This is a genomic window from Streptomyces sp. NPDC050625 (genome assembly GCF_040654755.1).
In the GTDB taxonomy this organism is placed as follows: domain Bacteria; phylum Actinomycetota; class Actinomycetes; order Streptomycetales; family Streptomycetaceae; genus Streptomyces.
In genome coordinates this window covers 17,181-36,035 of the sequence record NZ_JBFAIQ010000038.1, presented here as the reverse complement: position 1 = coordinate 36,035, position 18,855 = coordinate 17,181, and the positions used below count along the sequence as shown (strand labels likewise).

Annotated in this window: 12 protein-coding genes and 2 pseudogenes; 9 read left to right on the top strand and 5 right to left on the bottom strand. The window is 66.1% G+C overall.

The window, feature by feature from the left end; all coding sequences use genetic code 11:
• Window positions 1-130 precede the first annotated feature (130 nt).
• Both AB0I54_RS42020 and AB0I54_RS42015 read left to right on the top strand, forming a co-directional pair.
• Entirely contained in the window at window positions 131-2,491 is a 2,361-nt protein-coding gene (locus AB0I54_RS42020; RefSeq protein WP_363301636.1) for a BTAD domain-containing putative transcriptional regulator, read from the top strand.
• A 2,161-nt stretch (window positions 2,492-4,652) separates the two neighbouring features.
• Window positions 4,653-7,586, top strand: a complete 2,934-nt coding sequence (locus AB0I54_RS42015) for a BTAD domain-containing putative transcriptional regulator (RefSeq protein WP_363301635.1) — start codon at window positions 4,653-4,655, stop codon at window positions 7,584-7,586.
• A 60-nt stretch (window positions 7,587-7,646) separates the two neighbouring features.
• Here AB0I54_RS42015 and AB0I54_RS42010 read toward each other — a convergent pair whose 3' ends face one another.
• Window positions 7,647-7,775: a hypothetical protein gene (locus AB0I54_RS42010; protein WP_363301634.1), complete on the bottom strand. Its 129-nt coding sequence runs from the start codon at window positions 7,773-7,775 to the stop codon at window positions 7,647-7,649.
• A gap of 227 nt (window positions 7,776-8,002) precedes the next feature.
• Here AB0I54_RS42010 and AB0I54_RS42005 point away from each other — a divergent pair, with 227 nt between their 5' ends.
• From AB0I54_RS42005 to AB0I54_RS41985, 5 genes are all read left to right on the top strand, one after another.
• Complete coding sequence (locus AB0I54_RS42005; RefSeq protein ID WP_363301633.1) at window positions 8,003-8,731, top strand: GntR family transcriptional regulator; 729 nt, start codon at window positions 8,003-8,005, stop codon at window positions 8,729-8,731.
• A gap of 87 nt (window positions 8,732-8,818) precedes the next feature.
• Entirely contained in the window at window positions 8,819-9,175 is a 357-nt protein-coding gene (locus AB0I54_RS42000; protein ID WP_363301632.1) for a hypothetical protein, read from the top strand.
• 373 nt (window positions 9,176-9,548) lie between these two features.
• The gene (locus AB0I54_RS41995) at window positions 9,549-10,652 is read left to right on the top strand and encodes a hypothetical protein (RefSeq protein WP_363301631.1); all 1,104 of its coding nucleotides are present in this window, start codon (window positions 9,549-9,551) and stop codon (window positions 10,650-10,652) included.
• A 531-nt stretch (window positions 10,653-11,183) separates the two neighbouring features.
• Window positions 11,184-11,777 carry a sigma-70 family RNA polymerase sigma factor gene (locus AB0I54_RS41990; protein WP_363301630.1) on the top strand — a complete coding sequence of 198 codons (594 nt, stop codon included), beginning with the start codon at window positions 11,184-11,186 and terminating at the stop codon, window positions 11,775-11,777.
• Window positions 11,778-12,030: 253 nt separating this feature from the next.
• The gene (locus AB0I54_RS41985; RefSeq protein WP_363301663.1) at window positions 12,031-12,336 is read left to right on the top strand and encodes a hypothetical protein; all 306 of its coding nucleotides are present in this window, start codon (window positions 12,031-12,033) and stop codon (window positions 12,334-12,336) included.
• Window positions 12,337-12,405: 69 nt separating this feature from the next.
• On the opposite strand, the pseudogene AB0I54_RS41980 reads toward AB0I54_RS41985, so the two are convergent.
• The 3 genes and pseudogenes from AB0I54_RS41980 to AB0I54_RS41970 form a co-directional block, all read right to left on the bottom strand.
• Window positions 12,406-12,534 (bottom strand): annotated as a pseudogene (locus AB0I54_RS41980) (IS110 family transposase); the annotation flags it as partial.
• 200 nt (window positions 12,535-12,734) lie between these two features.
• The gene (locus AB0I54_RS41975; protein ID WP_363301629.1) at window positions 12,735-13,892 is read right to left on the bottom strand and encodes a hypothetical protein; all 1,158 of its coding nucleotides are present in this window, start codon (window positions 13,890-13,892) and stop codon (window positions 12,735-12,737) included.
• Between the two features lie 498 nt (window positions 13,893-14,390).
• Window positions 14,391-15,072: pseudogene (locus tag AB0I54_RS41970) on the bottom strand (helix-turn-helix domain-containing protein); the annotation flags it as partial.
• Window positions 15,073-16,669: 1,597 nt separating this feature from the next.
• Here AB0I54_RS41970 and AB0I54_RS41965 point away from each other — a divergent pair.
• Window positions 16,670-17,395, top strand: coding sequence for an alpha/beta fold hydrolase (locus AB0I54_RS41965; RefSeq protein ID WP_363301628.1), 726 nt, complete (start codon window positions 16,670-16,672; stop codon window positions 17,393-17,395).
• Here AB0I54_RS41965 and AB0I54_RS41960 read toward each other — a convergent pair.
• A complete protein-coding gene (locus tag AB0I54_RS41960) occupies window positions 17,358-17,504 on the bottom strand; it encodes a transposase family protein (protein WP_363301662.1) in 147 nt (48 codons plus the stop codon). The genes AB0I54_RS41965 and AB0I54_RS41960 overlap by 38 nt on opposite strands.
• A gap of 307 nt (window positions 17,505-17,811) precedes the next feature.
• On the opposite strand from AB0I54_RS41960, the gene AB0I54_RS41955 reads away from it, so the two are divergent.
• Entirely contained in the window at window positions 17,812-18,456 is a 645-nt protein-coding gene (locus tag AB0I54_RS41955) for a TetR/AcrR family transcriptional regulator (protein WP_363301627.1), read from the top strand.
• Window positions 18,457-18,855 lie beyond the last annotated feature (399 nt).

The window sequence follows — 18,855 nt, the reverse complement described above, 5'->3', positions numbered from 1 at the left end:
CGGGCCGGAGGGAGCTGATCAGATAGCCGCCGCGCGAACGCGGCCGGTTTGGTCAGGGCTCCTGCCCGGTCCTCCGTGCGCGCGGCGTGCTCACCGCGGACAAGACCCTTAAAGAGCGATTGGCCGTCAGATGACTTCGACGTGGAACCAAAAAGAGGACGTGCTCTCGTCTTCTGACCGAGTTGAAGCCCTCCGCTTCGCGCTTCTCGGGCCCGTTCGGGCCTGGAACGGGGGCCTTGAAGTGAAACTCGGCTCGCCTCAGCAGCGGGCGGTACTGCTGGCGTTGCTCCTTGGCCAGGGGCGGCCTGTCCTGGTCCATGAGTTGGTCGAAGCCGTTTGGGGCGGCGTTCCTCCGCTTGGTGCGGTGTCCACAGTGCGTACCTACGCCTCCCGGCTGCGTAGGGCTCTGGAACCCGATCGGCCGGTCACCATGCCGCCGCGGGTGGTGCAGTCCGTTGCCGGCGGCTACGCGATGCGGACCTCCGGAAGAGGCGCCCTGGACCTAACCGAGTTCGAGGCAGATGTGTCCGAGGCCGCACTTCTCCGAAGCAGGGGCGAGCACGCCAAGGCTGCGAGCCTGCTGGCACGAGCTCTCGATATCTGGCAGGGCCACCCTCTGGCCGGGATACCTGGTCCTCTCGCCGAGGCCGAACGCGCGCGTCTGTCCGAACGGCGCTTGAGCGTGCTGGAAACGCGCATGGATCTCGATATTCAGCTGGGACGTCATGATCAAGTAGTGGGTCAACTCGCGGCGCTGAGCGACGTGAACCCACTTCGGGAGCGGCTGCATGCCCTATTGATGCTGGCGCTGTACCGATGTGGCCGACAAGCCGAGGCGCTGGAGGTCTACCGCAGGACGAGCCGGTTTCTGTCAAGGGAACTGGGCACCGCACCAGGGCCGGAGCTGCAGAAACTCCACGCCCGGATGCTGGCCTCGGACCCGGCGCTGGCCCACCCGGACCTTGCTGACGCAACGGACGCACGCATCGACGTCACAGGCATTCTCCGTACGGGTCCTCGCGCCGGTGAATCCCGCAGGACGGTCGGCGGCAGTTCATTCGGTGCGGCGGCCGCCGCAGAACAGTTGGCTGCAGGGGCGCAGGGGGCCGGTGCCCGGCCCGCCGACAAGCATGCTGCGAGGCGGCCCGGTACTTCCCCCGAGGCCCCCTACGTTCGGCCGCGACAATTGCCGCCCGACCTGCCCACCTACACGGGGCGCTCAGGGGAACTCGCCCGCGCGCAAGCGTTGGTCCCCGCACCTCATGAGCCATCGGCCGTCATCACGATCGGGGGTATGGCCGGTGTTGGCAAGACCGCGCTCGCGGTACGGCTTGCGCACACTGTCGCGGACCAGTTCCCCGACGGGCAGCTCTACATCAACCTCCGCGGTTTCGATCCCGCCGGTGAGATGGTCGACGCATCCGCAGCCATCCGAGCCTTCCTCTCCGCCCTTGGCGTATCCCCCACGCAGGTGCCGAAGGATGTGGACGCGCAGGCAGCGCTGTATCGCAGTGTCCTGGCCAACCGGCGGCTGATGATCGTGCTGGACAACGTGAGAGACAGCAATCATGTACGCACCTTGCTGCCCGGCAGCCCTGGTTGCTTGGTCATCGTCACCAGCCGTGATCAGCTGACGGGACTCGCCGCCACACACGGTTCGCATCCGTTCACCCTTGATGTTCTCAGCGAGGAAGAGGGTGCCGTGTTCATGGCCGAGCGCATCAGTGCGGAGCGCGTGGCATCCGAACCAGAGGTGGTGAGGGACATCGTTGCCGCCTGCGGACGGTTGCCCCTGGCGCTGGCCATCGTCGCAGCCCGCGCTGCCATCCGCGCAGATTTTCCGTTGTCCACCATTGCCTCGGATCTTTATGAGGCCAAGGGCAGTCTGGACGCCTTCGTAGGCAGCGATCCCATCACGGACGCTCGCGCCGCTTTCTCTTGGTCCTACCAAGTGTTGACATCGCCGGCCGCCCGGCTGTTCCGGCTACTGGGCCTGCACCCCGGGCCCAGTTTGACGAGCTCAGCAGCGGCCAGCCTTGCTGGTCTCGCACCAGCCGATACTCAGCTCCTGCTCGCCGAGCTGACACGCGCTCACCTCTTGGTCGAATACGCACCGAAGGCCTACACCCTCCACGACCTGCTCCGCGATTTCGCCACTGAACTCACCAAGGAAAGCGAGTCAGTTGAGGAACGACGTGAGGCAGTACGCAGGTTGTTCGATCATTATGTGCACACTGCGCACAGCGCCGCGCTGTGTCTGTCACCGAGCCTTCCCAGGATCCCCCTCCCACCGCCCGTCGCGGGCAGCGGTCCGCACGCGTTCCGCGATCGCAATCAGGCTCAGGCATGGATCGATTCGGCGCGCTCCACTGTGTTCGCCGTGGCCAAACAGTCGACAACAGATGAGGGATTCGAGACCCACGGCTGGCAACTTGCCTGGGCACTGGTGTACTACATGCAGCGACAGTGGGGTTCCGAACCGAGCAAGTGAACGTGCGCCAAGCCAACCCGGAGGCGGCGCGGTGTCGTGAACCGTCCCCGGTACCGACAGAGATGCAGTTGCTCCGGTCCGGTGGACAGAACGACACGCTGGTGTACTGCGCGGACCCAACCGGTAGTCGCAACACAGGCGGTCCTGACGCCGCCGCGGCTTGTTCCGCCCGCTTCCACGGCGATGCCCGCGCCCCTAGGACCGGCGTTCCGTCCAGGAGCCGGATCTCCCCGACGAGCTGGTTGTGGACATACTCCCGCCGCTGGTCCAAAAATGAAGCATGAACCCTGGTCGTCAAGGCGGTGACTGTCGTTCGCTCATGCAGCCTCGATTGGGTCGAAGCGGACGGCTCACCAGCGAGCAGCCCCGATGGAGCGAGTCTGGGAGCCGCGAGGCAGCCGGACCGGGTAGCGGATGGTTGCCGTCCGGTCACCGCACTACCCGGCGCCCATCAGGCACATGACGGCCATCCACATCACCATACTAACGACTGTGCTCTGAACCGAACCAGGGCGGGGGCACGTCGAGTCAGAAAAGGCTTCCGTCCTCAGAGTCGGCACGAAAGGCTGGACCATTGTGCCACCACGGAGCCGTAGACAATCACATGGCCCGATCCCAATTCCCCGCGCCAGCAACAACCTGGTACATCACCGAACGCGGGTGTAACCCACCATGGATTCACTCAACAACGAGAGGAGTTGCGCACCAGTTGACAGACCTACCTGCGAGTCACCCCTTCCCTTCACAAACCCCCAAGTCTCCACATAAACGACACATCCGGGACCACGAGGAAACATCATGACCACACCAGCCCAGACTGATCCATATGAGTGGGCGATGAAGCTCGCCCAGAATCTCATCGACATGGACAATACCCCATCCTCCGATCAGGATAGATTCCGCACCATTGCCAACATCATGAATTTGAAGCCAGAAAATCACCAGATTTTCCGGTTGGCGCTACTGCGGAAGATGGAATCCAACAAGGAACTACAGGACGCTCTCGCTGGAGGAAACCTGCCCAACGTACAGTCCGTGCTGACCAATAAATACCCGGAGCACGTCGCGCGGCAGGAAACGACCGAAGCGGCGCCACAGCGGCAGATGGCCACGCGGCCCCTGCCTGAGACCCGAGCTGGCAGGGCGATCAGACTCGCCCAATCACTCATCGACATGGACCGCAATCAGCGAGGATTCGAAGCCGCTGGCGAGATCATGGACTTGCCTGAACCAGGCCGGAGAGATGTGTGGGTGGCGGTGCATCTTTTGCTAACAATCCCAGAAAACAATCAGGGCCTCAAAAATGGGCTACTGCCCAACGTCCGGGACTTTCTGAAGCAATTCCGGATCGGACCAGGGGGCAGCCCTGGGAGAGTCCAGCCGCCACCTTCCCCGACCAGGACCACGCAGCAGCGCGCAGCCGGCGCGGGGAAGAGCGTCACGCGGCCCCTGACTCAGAACCCGCAGCAAGCAAGCATCGCTTCTGCTGCTGCCACCAGTTCTTCCCGCAGCAACCCAACGACCGGCCCGACTTCAGGGTCACAGCTGCGACGCAGACCTCACGTGCGGCGAACGACAGCGCCCAGCCCGGTCAGCCCTGGAAGCGTCCAGCCGCCACCTTCCCCGACGAGGACCACGCAGCAGCAGCAACGCGCAGCCGACGCGGGGAACAGCGTCATGCGGCCCCTGACTCGGAACCCGGAGCAAGCAAGCATCGCTTCTGCTGCTGCCACCGGTAACGCAGGGAACCGCAGGCTCCCCACGCCTCCAACGGCCAGATCTACACCGACGATCAGCAGGCCTACTACCCCGACACGCGGTCTGAGCGGCCGGTGATCCCTGTTCGCGTGGGCCATCGGCACCAACAGTGTGCCGGGCTGCTGTCCGATCCCCTCGAAGTGTGGAGATGTTCGGATGCCAGCAACTGCGTGCCCGCACGGTCACTGGGGGCAACTGCCAGCCAGCTGGTGGGCTGGTGGCCGTAATGCCGAACGTCCATCGCGACGCGCCACTCGATGGGGGCACCGCCGAAGGCCAACGAGATGACATCGCCGGGCATACCCACCACCACGCCAGTGACTGATCTGCGCGTTGTCACGGCAAACTGTGGATGCGCCATGAAGGTTTTGTCGCCAGTGTCGCTTGGAAGGGATCGATAGCTGTGCGTTTCACCGTACTGGGTCCGGTACAGGCATGGGTCAACGGCAGGGAAGCACCCCTGGGTCCGCCTCAGCAACGTGCAGTGCTCGCGGCCCTTCTGCTGCAGCGCGGCCGGCCCGTTGGCGTCACTGAGCTGGTCGACGCACTGTGGGGCGAGGAACAGCCCTCGGATCCGGTCGCGATCGTGCGTACGTACGTGTCGCGGCTGCGCAGGGTGCTGGAACCGGACCGGGAACCCGGCACACCCCCACAGCTGATGCTGTCCATAGCCGACGGATACGCGCTGTGCATCGATGAGTCTGCCCTCGACCTGGCCGTGTTCGAGGCGCGGCTGGCGGAAGCCCGAGGACTGCTGAGAGAGGGAGATCCGGTACGTGCCAGTGAGTTGCTGCGTTCCGCACTTGCCGAGTGGGGCGGCACTCCGCTGTCCGCGGTGCCCGGCCCGCTCGCAGAAACCGAACGGTCCCGGCTGGTGGAACTCCGGCTGGGGGCGATCGAAGCCAGGTTGTCCGTCGACCTCGTGCTGGGCCGCCACGAGGACGTGGTCGGCGAGTTGACATCGCTGCGGACGCGCCACCCGCTGCGGGAACGGCTCAGCGAACTGCTCCTGCTGGCGTTGTACCGGTGCGGCCGTCAGGCCGAGGCACTGGAGGTGTACCGCTTGACGCGCCGGATGCTGGTGGAAGAGCTGGGTGTCGATCCCGGGCCTGCACTGCGTGAGCTGCACAGCCGTGTGCTGACCGCGGATCCATCACTGTCCTTGCCGGGAGTGGTGGTGGCAGGCGGTGGTGGGGACGACGTCGATGCAATTGACAGTGACGCCGAATGCTTCGGCTGGGTGCCGGATCGGGAAACCGGTGTCGACTCGGACGTGTCCTCGTTTGACGAGCTTGCAAGACACCAAGAGGGAACAGACGAAGGCGCGATCATGGTGCAGCCTTCTCAGCTCCCTGCGGTTTTGACCGTCTTCACCGGGCGTATGGCCGAACTCGCCGACGCTGAGGCGCTCCTGTGGGACAAGAGACGACCCGCCGTGGTGTCCATCAGCGGCCTGGCAGGCACCGGCAAGACCGCCTTCGCCGTCCACTGGGCACACCGGATCGCCTCACGCTTCCCCGATGGCCAACTGTTCGTCAGTCTGCGCGGTGTCGATTCCGGCATCACAGCGGATCCAGAAGCGGTGATTCGGCACTTCCTTGAGGCGCTGGGCATGTCGTCGCACGAGATACCGATGGATCCCCTCGCCCAGGCCGCCCTTTATCGCAGCCTGCTCGCGGAGCGCCGAATGCTGATCGTGCTCGACGACGCGCAGGATTCCGAACAGGTGCGTCCTCTACTTCCCGGCACGCCGTCGTGTTTCGTCATCGTCACCAGCAGGATGCAGTTGCAGGGACTGGTGGCGAGCAACGGCGCCCACCCCTTGTGGCTCGATCTGATGTCTTCGGATGAGGCCAGGGACATGCTGGCTCGCCGGATCGGTGCCGCACGCGCGGCGGCCGAGCCCCAGGCCCTGGACACGATCGTGGAACTCTGCGGGCGGCTGCCCCTCGCCCTGGCCGTCGTGGCGGCGCGGGCCGCCATGCATCCCTGCTTTCCACTGTCCGCCATCGCCGAGGAACTCACCGAGAGCCAGGGGAGTTTGGACGCCTTCGCCGACGGCGATTCTGCCACCGACGCGCGAGCGGCGTTCTCGTGGTCGTATCGCGCCCTTTCTCCTGGGGCGGCGCGGCTGTTTCGGCTGCTCTCGCTCCATCTCGGGCCGGAGATCTCCATGCCCACCGCGGCCAGTCTGGCCGCGCTGCCACCGCGCGAGGCACGTACGTTTCTCGCCGATCTGGCCCGCGTTCATCTGCTCACCGAGATCGCGCCCGGTCGCTTCGTCTTCCACGACCTGCTGCGGTGCTACGCCGCCGAACTTGTCCGTGAGCACGAAACCGAAGCGGAACGGCACCGAGCCGAGCAGCGCTTGCTCGATCACTTCCTGCACACCGCGCTCGGCACCTCCACCCTGCTCGCACCATACCGCGAGACCGTGGAACCACCAGAGCCGCTGCTTGGCACAACCCCTGAGCAGATCACCGACATGCAGGGTGCCTGGGGCTGGCTGCAAACGGAGCGCCGGATACTGTACACAACAGTCGTGCAGGCAAGCACCGGTCCCTTCGCCGGGCATGCCTGGCCGCTGGCGTCCGCGATGGTTCCCTTCCTGGACAGGCAGGGATACTGGCAGGATTTGCTCCTGACCCAGGAGGCTGCTCTCGCCGCTGCACGGCGCGTGAGTGACGGCACAGGGCAGGCGCACGCACACCAGATGCTGGGTTTTACTTTCGTCCGGCTGCAACGCGCTCAAGAAGCACGCCCTCACCTGGAGCGGGCTCTCGAACTCTTCACCTTTCTCGGCGATCCTCTCGGTCAGGCTCGGACACACCGCATTCTGGCCCTCCAGGACCTTCGCGCTGGCAGGTACGAGGCCGCGTACGGTCGCTACCAACTGGCTCACGCACTGTACGAGCGCTCCGGGCAACTGAGCGGGCAGGCAAGCGTGCTCAACGAACTCGGCTGGATTCACATCATGCTCGGCTGGTTCACGCAGGCAGTCGACTACTGTGCCCGAGCCATCACCCTGCACCAGAAGAGCGGGGACCTGATGGGCGAGGCCGCCGCGCACGATGCCCTCGGTTATGCCCATCACTGTGCCGGCGACCACGCCACGGCCATCAACTGCTACCAGCGCGCCCTGACGCCGTGCCGGCGCATCGGCGACCGCTGCCTGGAGGCCTCAGCCCTGGGCCACCTGGGAGAGGCGCAGCGAGCCTTGGGGAACACCGAGGCGGCACGTGCCGCATGGCAGGCGGCCGTCTCCATCCTGGAAACGCTCGACCACCCGGACGCCCGGAGGATCCGGGCCAGTCTTCGCCTCCTGGACCAGCCGTAGCCGCAGCCATTGACGCAGGCCCGTACCGGCTTCGGACGCGTGGTGCTGAGGGCGTGAGCCCTACGGCTCCTCGGAGCAGTAGGTGTTCCCCGAACAGCCCGTGCCGGCCGCCCCTGCGAGGCCGCTCGCCGCCACGAACACACCGACCCGCAGCCGAGTGCGAACAGCGTTCATCGCATCCCTGGCCATGGGACTCCTCCTTGACGTGCACAGCGGGCCGGTCACCGAACCCGCGCCTGTGTAAGGAGCTGTTGCATACGTGTCTCGGAGCGTCAACGTCCCCGGCCACCTTCTCCGCGGCCAGAGCTGCCGAGCCAACGGTGAGGCCGATCTGGTCATGATCACCTGTGAAAAACTGGAGAAGCCGACGACCGCAGCCCGCTGCGGGCACGCGCCATACGGACAGGGAGCAGTTCATGAGCGAGACGCAGCGCATCACCACCGGAGCGGTGCCCAAGCACGAGCAGCTGCGCGACATCCTGGCGGAGATGTGCACCTCCCAGCTGTCACCCGGCGATCCCCTGCCCAGCGAGCGGCAGCTGTGCCTGGTGCACGGAGTCAGCCGCATCACGGTCCGCGAAGCCATCGGCCAGCTGGAGAGTGAGGGCCTGGTCACCCGGGTGCGGGGGAAGGGCACCTTCGTCGCCGAGCGTACCTACCGGTCCGAGCTGCACCTCGCCTCGTTCTCCGAGGACATGCGCCAACTCGGGCTCAAGCCCGGCACGGTGGTGCTGTCGGTCAACCGCAATCCCCCACCGCCGCAGACCGCCGCCGTACTCGGCCTGCTTCCCGACCAGGATGCCTACCACGTGCGCAGACTCCGACTCGCGGACGGAAGCCCGATCTCGGTCGACGACGCCTGGTACGCCGCCCACCTCTGCCCCGGGCTGGAATCCGTCGACCTCACGGCATCCATCTACGACACCCTCGCCACCCAGTACGGCCACCCGGTCGACCGCGCCGAGCAGACCGTCGGCGCGGGACAGGCAAGCACGGAGGTCTCCACACTGCTCGGGATCAGGAAAGGCGGTTCCGTCCTGACCTTCGACCGCGTCGCATACAGCGGCCGCCAGGCGATCGAGCACACCCACTCAAGGTACCGAGCCGATCGCTACCAGTTGCGGATGAGCTTGTCCCATCAGTGAGCGGTGCGTGGTGTGAAGTCGCAGGTCGGGCGGGCTGGTGTGCGCGGGTTTCGGGGTGCTCGGGCCGGTCGGCGGCGGGTGTCCACGATGAAGATCATCTGCCGGTCGGCCGGGACGGTTCTCTGGTTGCCGCTGCGCCTGCGTCAGCGGGCCGTCTACGATCCGTCACCGTGCCGGTTCGCCGGAGACCGTGGGGAGGATGTGGGGATGTCCGATCTGGAGCGGATCGCACCTCGCCGTAGCAAACTGGACACGCTCGCCGAGGAGTTGACCAAGCGGCTTCAAGAGGTCGAGGCCGAGCGGGAGGAGCTGGGGATCGCTGAGCGGGTCCTGCGCCGCCACCGGGACTGGATCCCCACGGAGTGCCCCGGCTCGACGGCTCGCCTCGGCATGAAGGCGATTCGCGCAGATGTCGCGCGGCTGCTCAAGTTCGCTGGGCGGTAACGGCCTTCCCGTCCCCTTCGGCTGCTTCCGGAGGATTGCGGTTCCCGCGAGCGTCACTGAAGCACTCGTTCGAGCGTTCCGGACTTCTGGCCTTACGCAGTGACGGACCTGGACGAGGTGTTGACGAGACAGATGCACAGCTCAGGTGCCGCCTCCTGCCTGCCCTCCTCCCCCGGCTTGCCGGTGCCGTCTCGCACACGATGCCAGCGGTTGCTGTGAGATCACCTCCCTCACCGTCCGCCAACGGCTTGACACCGGAATCACTCAGAGCAGGCGGGCGATTCCATTGAACAACGGCCCCGGTTCTTCCGTCGTAGCAAGCACGAGGGTGTGTGGCCGCAGCAGGACGATTGAGAGAATCGGAGTCTTTCGCATGTTCCCCAATCGACGGTTTCGTCTGACCGCGGTGTTCATGGCCGTCCTCGTGGCCCTGCCCGCGTGCGCGCGGACCGATTCCGCACCCGGATCGGGGGGAAATGCTGATCAGGCGCCGGGGCATCGGTCGGCCGACGGGTGGAAGGACTGGGCTCCCTCCCAATGGTTGCGGAATGCCGGGGACTTCATCAATCCGGTGGTCAAAGGCCTTTGGAATGCCGACCGGATGTCGCACTCCCGAAACCCGGACACTCCGGTGTCGAACGCCCTCGGCGATGCCGGTGTGTCGGATCCCGAACCCGCCCCAAGCAAAGCGCAGCCGGAACCCGCGCCGTACCACACGGTTGCCGCCGTGGTCGGCAAGGTGTTCTTCGACACCCCTGAAGGTTCCAGCGTGTGTTCCGGCACAGCCGTTCGGGACCCAGCCCACCCCGGACAATCCAACTTGGTCTGGACGGCAGGGCATTGTGTGCACGCAGGCGCTCGAGGCGGCTGGTACCGCAACATCGTGTTCGTCCCGTCGTACAACAACGAGGGGCTGTCCGGCCGTGCCCGGCAATACGCCTCCTTGGACCGCATCGCACCGTTCGGCACCTGGTGGGCGGACTGGGCCCAGACCTCCTCCGAGTGGATATCCGAGGGAGCTGCGACTGGTGGTGCGGGCGCGCCGTTCGACTTCGCCGTCCTGCATGTTCGGCCGCCGGCCGGTTTTGCGTCCTTGGAGGAGGCGATCGGCCAGGCCGCGCCCGTCCGCTTCGGCGTGCCCACGCCGACCGCCGTCTCGGCAGCGTCCGCATGGGGTTACCCTGCGGCCCGGCCCTTCGACGGGGAGCACATGTTCTCCTGCCTGAACCGGCCCGGACGGCTCTCCATCCGGGCGGACCAGCCGACGATGTACCGGATCGGCTGCACGATGACAGGCGGCTCGTCGGGCGGAGGCTGGTTCGCCCGCGACGCCCACGGGTCGCTCGCTCTCATCAGTAACACGTCCATCGGTTCCGTCTCCGCCACCTGGCTGGCCGGGCCCCGGCTCGGCTCAGTCGCGAAGGGGGTCTACGGTGCGGTGAGCGCGAAATTCGCCCATGCACGTGGCACGAAGTGAAGTCCCTGGGGGGCCGCGATGCCACCCCCAGGTACCGTGGCCGTGTGACCGGTTCCGGGCAGGAAGCCCGCGAATGGCCCGGGACGTCCAGCGTGCGTGCAACCACGCCACGACGTCGACGTCGGGCGGACCACGTAGCCGCGCCGGAGCCCCAATCCCCGGCAGCCTACGGGGCACCACGCGGTCACCCGCGGTCCCTGGCACGAGCACAGGCCGCTCGCGCTGTCCGCGGCGGAGCCGTGCGAACCCAGTTTGTGCGGGGTACAAGGTCAATGAGTCACTGACCCAGCAGCACGTCACGCAGGCGCTGGGCGTGTGCACGACCGGATGAGTCGAAGAGCAGCCCCACATGAGGCTCACCGCCTACCCAGCCGGAGCCAGACGTAAAACAGGCATAACAACGGGTGTGCCCGCGTCAATCATCCATCAATCGGATGTGGCACAACGCGCCTCAGCATTTATGCCGGGGCCGTAGGCGCCGATCCGGCCTCGCTACCCGTTAGCACGAACGGGCATCACGAGGAGTCAACGATGAGCTTGAACGTCATTGGACCCACGGGCACCGAGGAGCGGGAACAGGCTCTGATTGCCAAGTGCACCGAGCACGTGCCGGCATTGCTGGCTTATGTGTGCCGGCTGTTGGGCGGCGATCGCCACAAAGCCGAGGACATCGTGCAGGAAACCCTGCTGCGCTGTTGGTGCAAGTACCGCTCGGGCGAGGATATGCTGCGCCCCTGGCTTTTCACCGTCGCACGCAACCTGGTCATCGACGGACACCGCAAGAAGCTGGTCCGCCCCCAGGAGGTGGACGGCGCCGCCTGGCTCGATCTGGAAGCCTGCGAACTCGACCACATCGAAAGAATGTTGTCCGCCGTCGTAGTCAGTGAGGCTCTCAAGGCACTGTCTCCGCTCCACCAAGGAGTACTGCACCAGACGTACTACCTCGGCAAAACCGTCGAGGAGACGGCCGAGACACTTGGCATCCCTGTGGGCACGGTGAAATCAAGGATATTCTACGCTCTTCGTGCCCTTCGCCTCGCGCTCCAGGAGCGCGGTGCCACTCCCGTCCGGAGCGACACCGAGACCCCACAGATCCTGCGTCACCGGTCAAGATCCGCCGCCTGATCGACGAACACGCATGGTCCGCCAACAGCACTCACAAAACAACGCTCGCTGCCACGTGCTGGATGCTCGAAGCACAGCGCCGGCACGGGGCATGGGAGCACGGCACAACGTCGGCCCTGGAGCCGAAGGGACTGACGTCCAGGCCCAAGTTGAGTGAAGCACCGTGCGAGGTGCTTGAGCACGAACTGGCCAGGGGCCTGCTGCGTGCTGTCGGCCGGACCAGACCTGGACGCCGACGCGGACCAAAGCGCTCATCGGGTCCCGGTTCCACAAGAGCATGACATTGTGGGCCATCGAACAGATGCTGCACCGGAACGGCTTCAGCCACCAGGTCCTGACCCTCAGCGCGATGTGCCGCGGGTCCGTTGTCGCGGTAGACAACGGTAAAGCCATTCCCGTCGGCTGGCGGTGGTGTGTCCCACTTCGGCATCACGCCTCGCTGCCCGCCCCTTGGGTCCTGCAGACTGCCCCATACGCACGTTCCATACCGCATCCCATCCAACACTCACCGCCCCTACCCTGGCCGCTCGACTCCAGAGCGAACACCCCCAAAGCATGAAGTCCCGCACGCACCCTCCAAACGCACAACGAAGCTCCCGCACGTATGGGTTCAACGATCCGTCGATCCGGCGGCAAGCGAAGTGACTGCACATACCTTGCGACTGCCGGACCGCAATGCTGCCACGAACAGACCTCGGCTGGTTTCCATGGCTACGGGTATCGGTGACTCAGGGCTGTCACCGTGCTCGGCCTGTAGGTGCCGTTTGGTGTCGGCGTTCAGCGGCTTGGGGTTGTAGCCGGGCATCAGGGGTGGCAGCCGACGCGGTCGGAGTTCTCGTTCCGCCGACGAGTGGAGGAACCCAACTTGGTAACACCTCGTTCAGGAGCCCAGTGGCGAGGGTCCAGGCCAATGCCGTCCGCCGCATGGTCCGGCGGACGGCCGCAAAGGGGCTGAAGTCAGTCGGCGAAGCGGACCGAGCCGACATCCTCCGTAAAGCCGATGGCGGAAAGGTCGGGAACACTGGCCGCCAGCACCGCAGAGGTGCCGGTGCAGTTGGGGTTGGACCAGATCTTAATCGGGCCGCCGAGGAGCTGGGCGGACTTGGCCGGGAACGGTCGGACGGTCTTGCACCCCGGCCCGGACACGCCGATGGACCCGTTCGGCTCCTGGAAGTTCGTACCACTGTCCAGGATGACGCTGCCGCCCCCGAGGGCGACGGACGGCTCGCCGGATTTACCTCCCTGCGGCGGGTTGTGGTCGTTGCCGCCCTGCGCCACGGGCAGGACCTTCTGGCCTGTCGGGGACACTGCGAACCAGGTGCCGCCCACGCCCTCGCCGTTGGTCTGGCCGGGCGCGGTGTCCTTGCTGAACCGGTAGACGGGCCAACCGCCGATCGTGACCTGGAGGTGGCCGTCATCGCGCCGAACGACACCCACCTGAGAGGCGGGCACACCGTCGACGAAGATCTTGGATCCGGGACGGACGAGGACCGGCGGCCAGGTCGTGGCGCAGGCATCGTTGCAGTTGGACTTGGACGGCTTCGCCGTGTCCTTGTCGAACCGGTACAGGGTGAAACCGGCGCCGTCCGCAACCACGGGGTTGAGGTTGCCCGCGGCGCCGGCAGTGAGCTGCACCCACTTCATCGCGGCGGCAGAGTTACGGGGGCCCTTGTAGAAGTCGCCCGTGTTGGCAGGAGCGTTGTTCTGCTGGGCGGTGCCATCGAGGTAGTCGAGGCCGGAGTTCGTGCCGCCCCGGGACGGCAGTGCCTTCCCACCGTCTGGTGTGACGCCAAACCACGTGCCGCCAACGCCCTGGCCGTTGGTCTGGCCGGGCGCGGTGTCCTTGCTGAACCGGTAGACGGGCCAGCCGCCGATCGTGACCTGGAGGCTGCCGTCATCACGCCGCACAACACCGACCGCGGACTTCTCCACACCGCTGAGGAAGATCTTGGATCCGGGACGGACGAGGACCGGCGGCCAGGTCGTGGCGCAGGCATCGTTGCAGTTGGACTTGGACGGCTTCGCCGTGTCCTTGTCGAACCGGTACAGGGTGAAACCGGCGCCGTCGACAACCACGGGGTTGAGCTTTCCCGCGGCGCCGGCAGTGAGCTGCACCCACTTCATCGCGGCGGCAGAGTTGCGGGGACCCTTGTGGAAGTCGCCCGTGCCAGCCGGGGCATTGTTGGCCTGGGCAGTGCCCAGCTTGAAGTCCAGTGTATGTTCCAGCTCGCTTGGGCCAGAGGAGGACGACGAACCCTCGGAAGACGACGACGAGGTGTTGTTACCCGGACCGCAGGCGGTGAGAGCGAGTGTGCCCAAGACCGCCGCCGATGCGAGCAGAGTGACACGGTTACGCAACACGATGGTCAGCTCCTTGTCTGTGCGTTATCCGGCCAGTCCGGTCACGCACTTGCACCACGGTCCCCGGCTTGCGCCCGGATCACCTCGTCACCGTTCTGAGACGAAACACAGACCTCCCCGTCGTTTGTGTCATCGGGCGGATGCAGCCGGCTGGGGGGCGACTGCTGCACTTGCTTCTGTGACACCAAGGCGCGCCCCATGGTGCGATGGATGCCGTCTCACTGCTGTCGGCAACCGCCCGGCAGCTGGGTACAGGGTCAGGAAGTCGGCGGCGCGGCGCCGTCCGAGCCGGTAGCGGAAGGTGCCGGTGGTGACCTCCAGTGCTCCCAGCACCGTGAGCTGCCGGTTTCTGCCCGGGGTGGGGATGTGCGGCCGACGGCTGGGAAGCGTCCAGCTGGCGCGGACGTGCGGCAGCGGATGCAGGTGCGTCTCGTCGGCGGCCCATACCACCGCCCCGGTTGGCAGCAGCCGCAGCCGTTTGGCGATCGCCGCCACCACCGCGTTCCGGGCCGGATCCCCGCGGGAGATCAGCTTGGGCCGCCGCCAGAGGGCCATCTGCCGCACCCGGCGATACAGCGTGCGTCGGCTGACGTGCGGTCTGCCCAGGTACCGGTACAGCCTGGGCACCGTCCACGGCCCGGGCCGCTTGAGCAGCGCGCCGATCCGCGCGGTCAACCGGCTGCCGCCCAGCCGCGGCCGCCCGCACCGGGGCGATCGGCAAGACCGGCCAGTGCGCAGGTGTTGTGCGGCCGATCCAGCGCCGCACCGTGGCCGGATCACGCTCCAACATGGCGATCTGCGCAGGCGGCAGGCCCTGCAGGGACAGCAGCACCATCACCGCGCGCACCACCACTCGCCCCCGGCCCCGCAACAGGCCGCGTAATCGCCGGCACTCGCAGGCCGACGCGTTGGCGAACACCGTGGGCGGGCGCATACTGACCACAACCTCGCCGGGTGGGACGGACGTTGATGACACCCTCGATCCAACCCCCGGCGAGGACCGTGTCAACGCCTTGCGCCGACAGTGGCACCATCTCCCGTTACGCGCAGAACTTCTGGATACGCGCTCAGCTGGTCGGGTCGTGTCCCGCGTCGTGGTGTAGGGCTCAAGCGTCACGCGTTCCGGTACAAGGCCCCTGACGATCTCCGAAGAGGCAGCAGTCCACGAAGCGCCCTGCTGAGGCAAGTTGAGCACCCGGTCTGGCGGAGCCGTCATCCCCGACCGGCGGATTCCAGCGCCTTGATCGGCTGCACCACCCGGCGGGACGCCGTCGCTGATCGCGCACCGGACGGCAGGCGGGAAAGTTCGCCCGCCTCACGGCACTGCCGCGACCGGCCACCTGACCTGCGGCACCGACCCTGCCCGCCCCACGACCCGAGGAACCCTGGAGCACCCGGCCCGAGCGTCGGGCCCAAGCCATGCCCGCCCCGCGACCTGCAACCGACACCACCAGTCCACCGCCATCAGCGCAGCCCAGCCATCCGAAGCGAAAAGGAGAGGCTAGGGCTTCGGCAGTGTCTGAGCACTGGAGTCGAGACAACCCGCGGGAGGCACGCTTGTGGCGAGGGAACTGACAGGTTGGGAACAGCAGGTCCTGGCTCGACAACCCGGAGTTCTGCGAGGCGGCCGAACGGCTGTGGCCCGACCCACGCCCGCAACGCGGGCCAGGCGGCAGCGGAGGATGAGCCAGCCGTAGGCCCGCCCAGCGATTCAGGATCGGCGTGAAGACCCTGGTTCCAGAGGTACGCTGCATGATTTCCATGCCGGGTCGCGCGTGACGGGATGAACCGCTGGCGGACCGGGCGCGTTGAGCCAGTAGCAGGTGCGTACGCCGAGCCGCGGATTCCCGGCCACAGAGTAAGCGAGACGCCGATGACCTGGCCGTCAAGGACGGTAGCGAAGACCCCAAGCCGTTCATCTGGACCAGCACGGCCAAGGGGATCCTCGACTCCCTCGCCCGCTTCTGCCGACGGATCTCTGGCGCAGCGAACCAGTGGCTTGGTCCGATCGTGAACGCCGGGTCTCCTGGTCGGCGTCGGGGCGATGGAGGTGTATCGGCAGCTGAGCTCGGCTGCTTGGCCTGGGGCAACACCGGTTTCAACCCACGCACCCTCCATTGGATAGGGCGTTGGACATCGCGTCCAAATCAAAGTAATCTCGGCGTTGCCCGACGCTGCTGCGGACCATGGACAGTTCTCGGTAGGTGCTGCATCCGGCAGCCGGCACTCCCCCCGTCCCGGCTGCCGGATGTACATCCGCCATCACCCGAACCCGGGAGATCTCGCGCGGCCGAGACACCAGAGGAATGTGACGCTGCTGCGCAGCGTCTCGGCCTCTGGTGAGTAGTTGACGTCCTGGGCGTGCTTGCGAGGCGGCCGACAGCGTGCTGCTTGTCACACACACCACCGACGTCGACTGCGCCGTTCGGCGCACCCCTGCACTGCTTCATCTGAGCAGTATCGTCAGCCGCTCTTGGCGATCCGCTGCCCCCTGGAGCGACTGGATTCCAGGAAGACCTAGGAGATTCGGCTTGGCTACCACCGAAGTACCCCGCCCCACTCTGCTCCTGGTGCATGGCGCATGGCACGGGCTCTGGTGCTGGGAAAAGCTGGAGCTCCATCTCATTGCCGAAGGTTGGGCGACTCGAACGGTCGAGCTGCCCAGCGCTGCGAGATCAGACCTCCCGAACGTCGAACCCCTAGCCGGCATTCACAGGGACGCGCAGACCGTCCTCAAAACCCTTGAAGACATCAAGGGGCCCGTGGTGGTCGTGGGCCACTCCTACGGCGGAATTCCGGTCACACAAGCCATCGCCAACGCACGCAACGTCTGCCATGTCATCTACCTGGCGGCATACCAACTTGACGTGGGCGAAAGCCTGTACGGGTTCCATGGCGCGCCCGAACCGGAGTTTCCGACAGGAGTCATCCAGCCTGCGCAAGACCGTGTTGCGGTGGCGGCATTCTACGCTGATGTACCCGAGGAGGAGGCCGCGCGAGCGGTCCGGAATCTCGTGCCGCAAAGCGTGAGGTCGTTCAGCGAGCGGGTGACGCAAGCGGGGTGGCGAACCATTCCGTCCACCTACATCATCTGCGAGCAGGACAAAGCTCTGCCGTCCGAGGAACAGGAGAAGCTCGCCGCCCGCGCAAGTGCCGTTCATCGTCTGCAAAGCAGCCATTCGCCATTCCTGTCGATGCCTTCGAAACTTGCAGCCCTTCTCACATACATAGCCCATGGAAGCCGACCCGCATACTGAGCGCGACGGTCTCGGTCACGCACCGGCAGGCGGTCTCAGTGGAGTCGCCGAACCCCACGGCGATTTCGGCCAGGGTCCTGTCCTTGCGTAGGTGAACCAGAACGAGCAGGACCTGCCGGAAGCAGCCAGCTCGTGCCAGAGGGAATTCAGCACGCCTTCAGGCGTAGATAAGCCAGAAATGTACTCAACGACCTCATTCCGGGCGTCGCGCATGGCTCGACACAGGACCAACCGGGCTCCTGCATCCAGCCGTTGACGAGTGAGATCACGAGGGCAACGACCAGAAGCCCTGTCGGCTCACGGCCCCGACCGCCAGCCGCCATCGCCCAAGGAACCACACGACAAGAAGCGTTCAATGAGACGCGCCTCGAGTCGGCCCCCGCCGCCCGAGATCTGCCCGCTCGTAGGATGGACATATGGTATCGACCACCCGCCGCGCCTCCACCGCCTCCGGCCGGCGAGCGGCAGTGGAGACGCGGATCTTATCTGCGATCGGAGAATTACTGCGCGACGGCAAGACCTACACCGAACTGAGAGTGGAACAGATCGCGGCTGCCGGCGGTATCTCCCGATCGGGGTTCTACCTCTACTTCCGCGACAAGGTAGATGTGCTCCTGAGGCTGAGCACTTCCCTCAAGTCGAACAGCTTCGAGATCGTACAGCACTGGCAGCCCTCCGGTCCGGCCGACGGACTTGACGGGCTCGCCCGCACATACGAGCAGCTGTTCAGGCACTACCGCAAGCACGCGTCCCTCCTTGCAGCGATCAACGAAGTGGCTGCTTACGACCCGTCCGTCCTCGAGTCGAGGACAGCCACTCAAGACCAATTCATCGACCACACGGTGAAGCTGCTGATCGAGGAACAGCTGGCCGGCCGCACATCTGCTGATGTCGATCCGCTGTGCGCCGCCAGGGTGATGGTGCGAGGCGGTCTCCAGGTCATCGCCCAGCACGTCGCCACAAGCGATGGGCATGACGATGCCGGGGTCGCCCTCGAGATGGCTTGCGGCTATTGGTATGGCATCTTCCGGCGCCCTGTGAGGTCGCAGCACGACTCTTGAGTCGGCACCGGTGTCTTTGACATGACGCTGAGTGGCGGCGCTCCGGCTGCCTGTCATCCCTTCGCCACGTCCGCGCTGGAGCAGGGCCTGCAGCCGGGCCGCGTAGCCGGCGGGCACTGGCAGCTCGTTGAGGAACACCGCGCCCCTGGTGCCGAACAGGTCGCTCATCGGGACGGCGATGCCCAGCTTGCCCATCACGCCGTGGGCCCGATTGCGGCAGCTGGTGCGCAGACGCACCTGTCCCTCCCCTCGTAGCGTGAAGACCATGACTGCAGGGGAAGTTGGGAGTGAGGTTCCCCTCCTACTGTGGAGACCGACCTGCTGCAGCGCATCGATCGTCTCCAGCAAGTCATCGACCACCGTGCGCGCGGCCACCGGCAGCGGCAGCGCGTTCAACCA

What these genes read in the sequence shown, in the direction of transcription:
- AB0I54_RS42005 (WP_363301633.1), top strand. Translation starts at nt 8,003, where the DNA reads ATGAGCGAGACGCAGCGCATCACCACCGGAGCGGTGCCCAAGCACGAG.
- AB0I54_RS42010 (WP_363301634.1), bottom strand. Translation starts at nt 7,775, where the DNA reads ATGGCCAGGGATGCGATGAACGCTGTTCGCACTCGGCTGCGGGTCGGT.
- AB0I54_RS41995 (WP_363301631.1), top strand. Translation starts at nt 9,549, where the DNA reads ATGTTCCCCAATCGACGGTTTCGTCTGACCGCGGTGTTCATGGCCGTC.
- AB0I54_RS41955 (WP_363301627.1), top strand. Translation starts at nt 17,812, where the DNA reads ATGGTATCGACCACCCGCCGCGCCTCCACCGCCTCCGGCCGGCGAGCG.
- AB0I54_RS42000 (WP_363301632.1), top strand. Translation starts at nt 8,819, where the DNA reads ATGAAGATCATCTGCCGGTCGGCCGGGACGGTTCTCTGGTTGCCGCTG.
- AB0I54_RS42020 (WP_363301636.1), top strand. Translation starts at nt 131, where the DNA reads ATGACTTCGACGTGGAACCAAAAAGAGGACGTGCTCTCGTCTTCTGAC.
- AB0I54_RS41990 (WP_363301630.1), top strand. Translation starts at nt 11,184, where the DNA reads ATGAGCTTGAACGTCATTGGACCCACGGGCACCGAGGAGCGGGAACAG.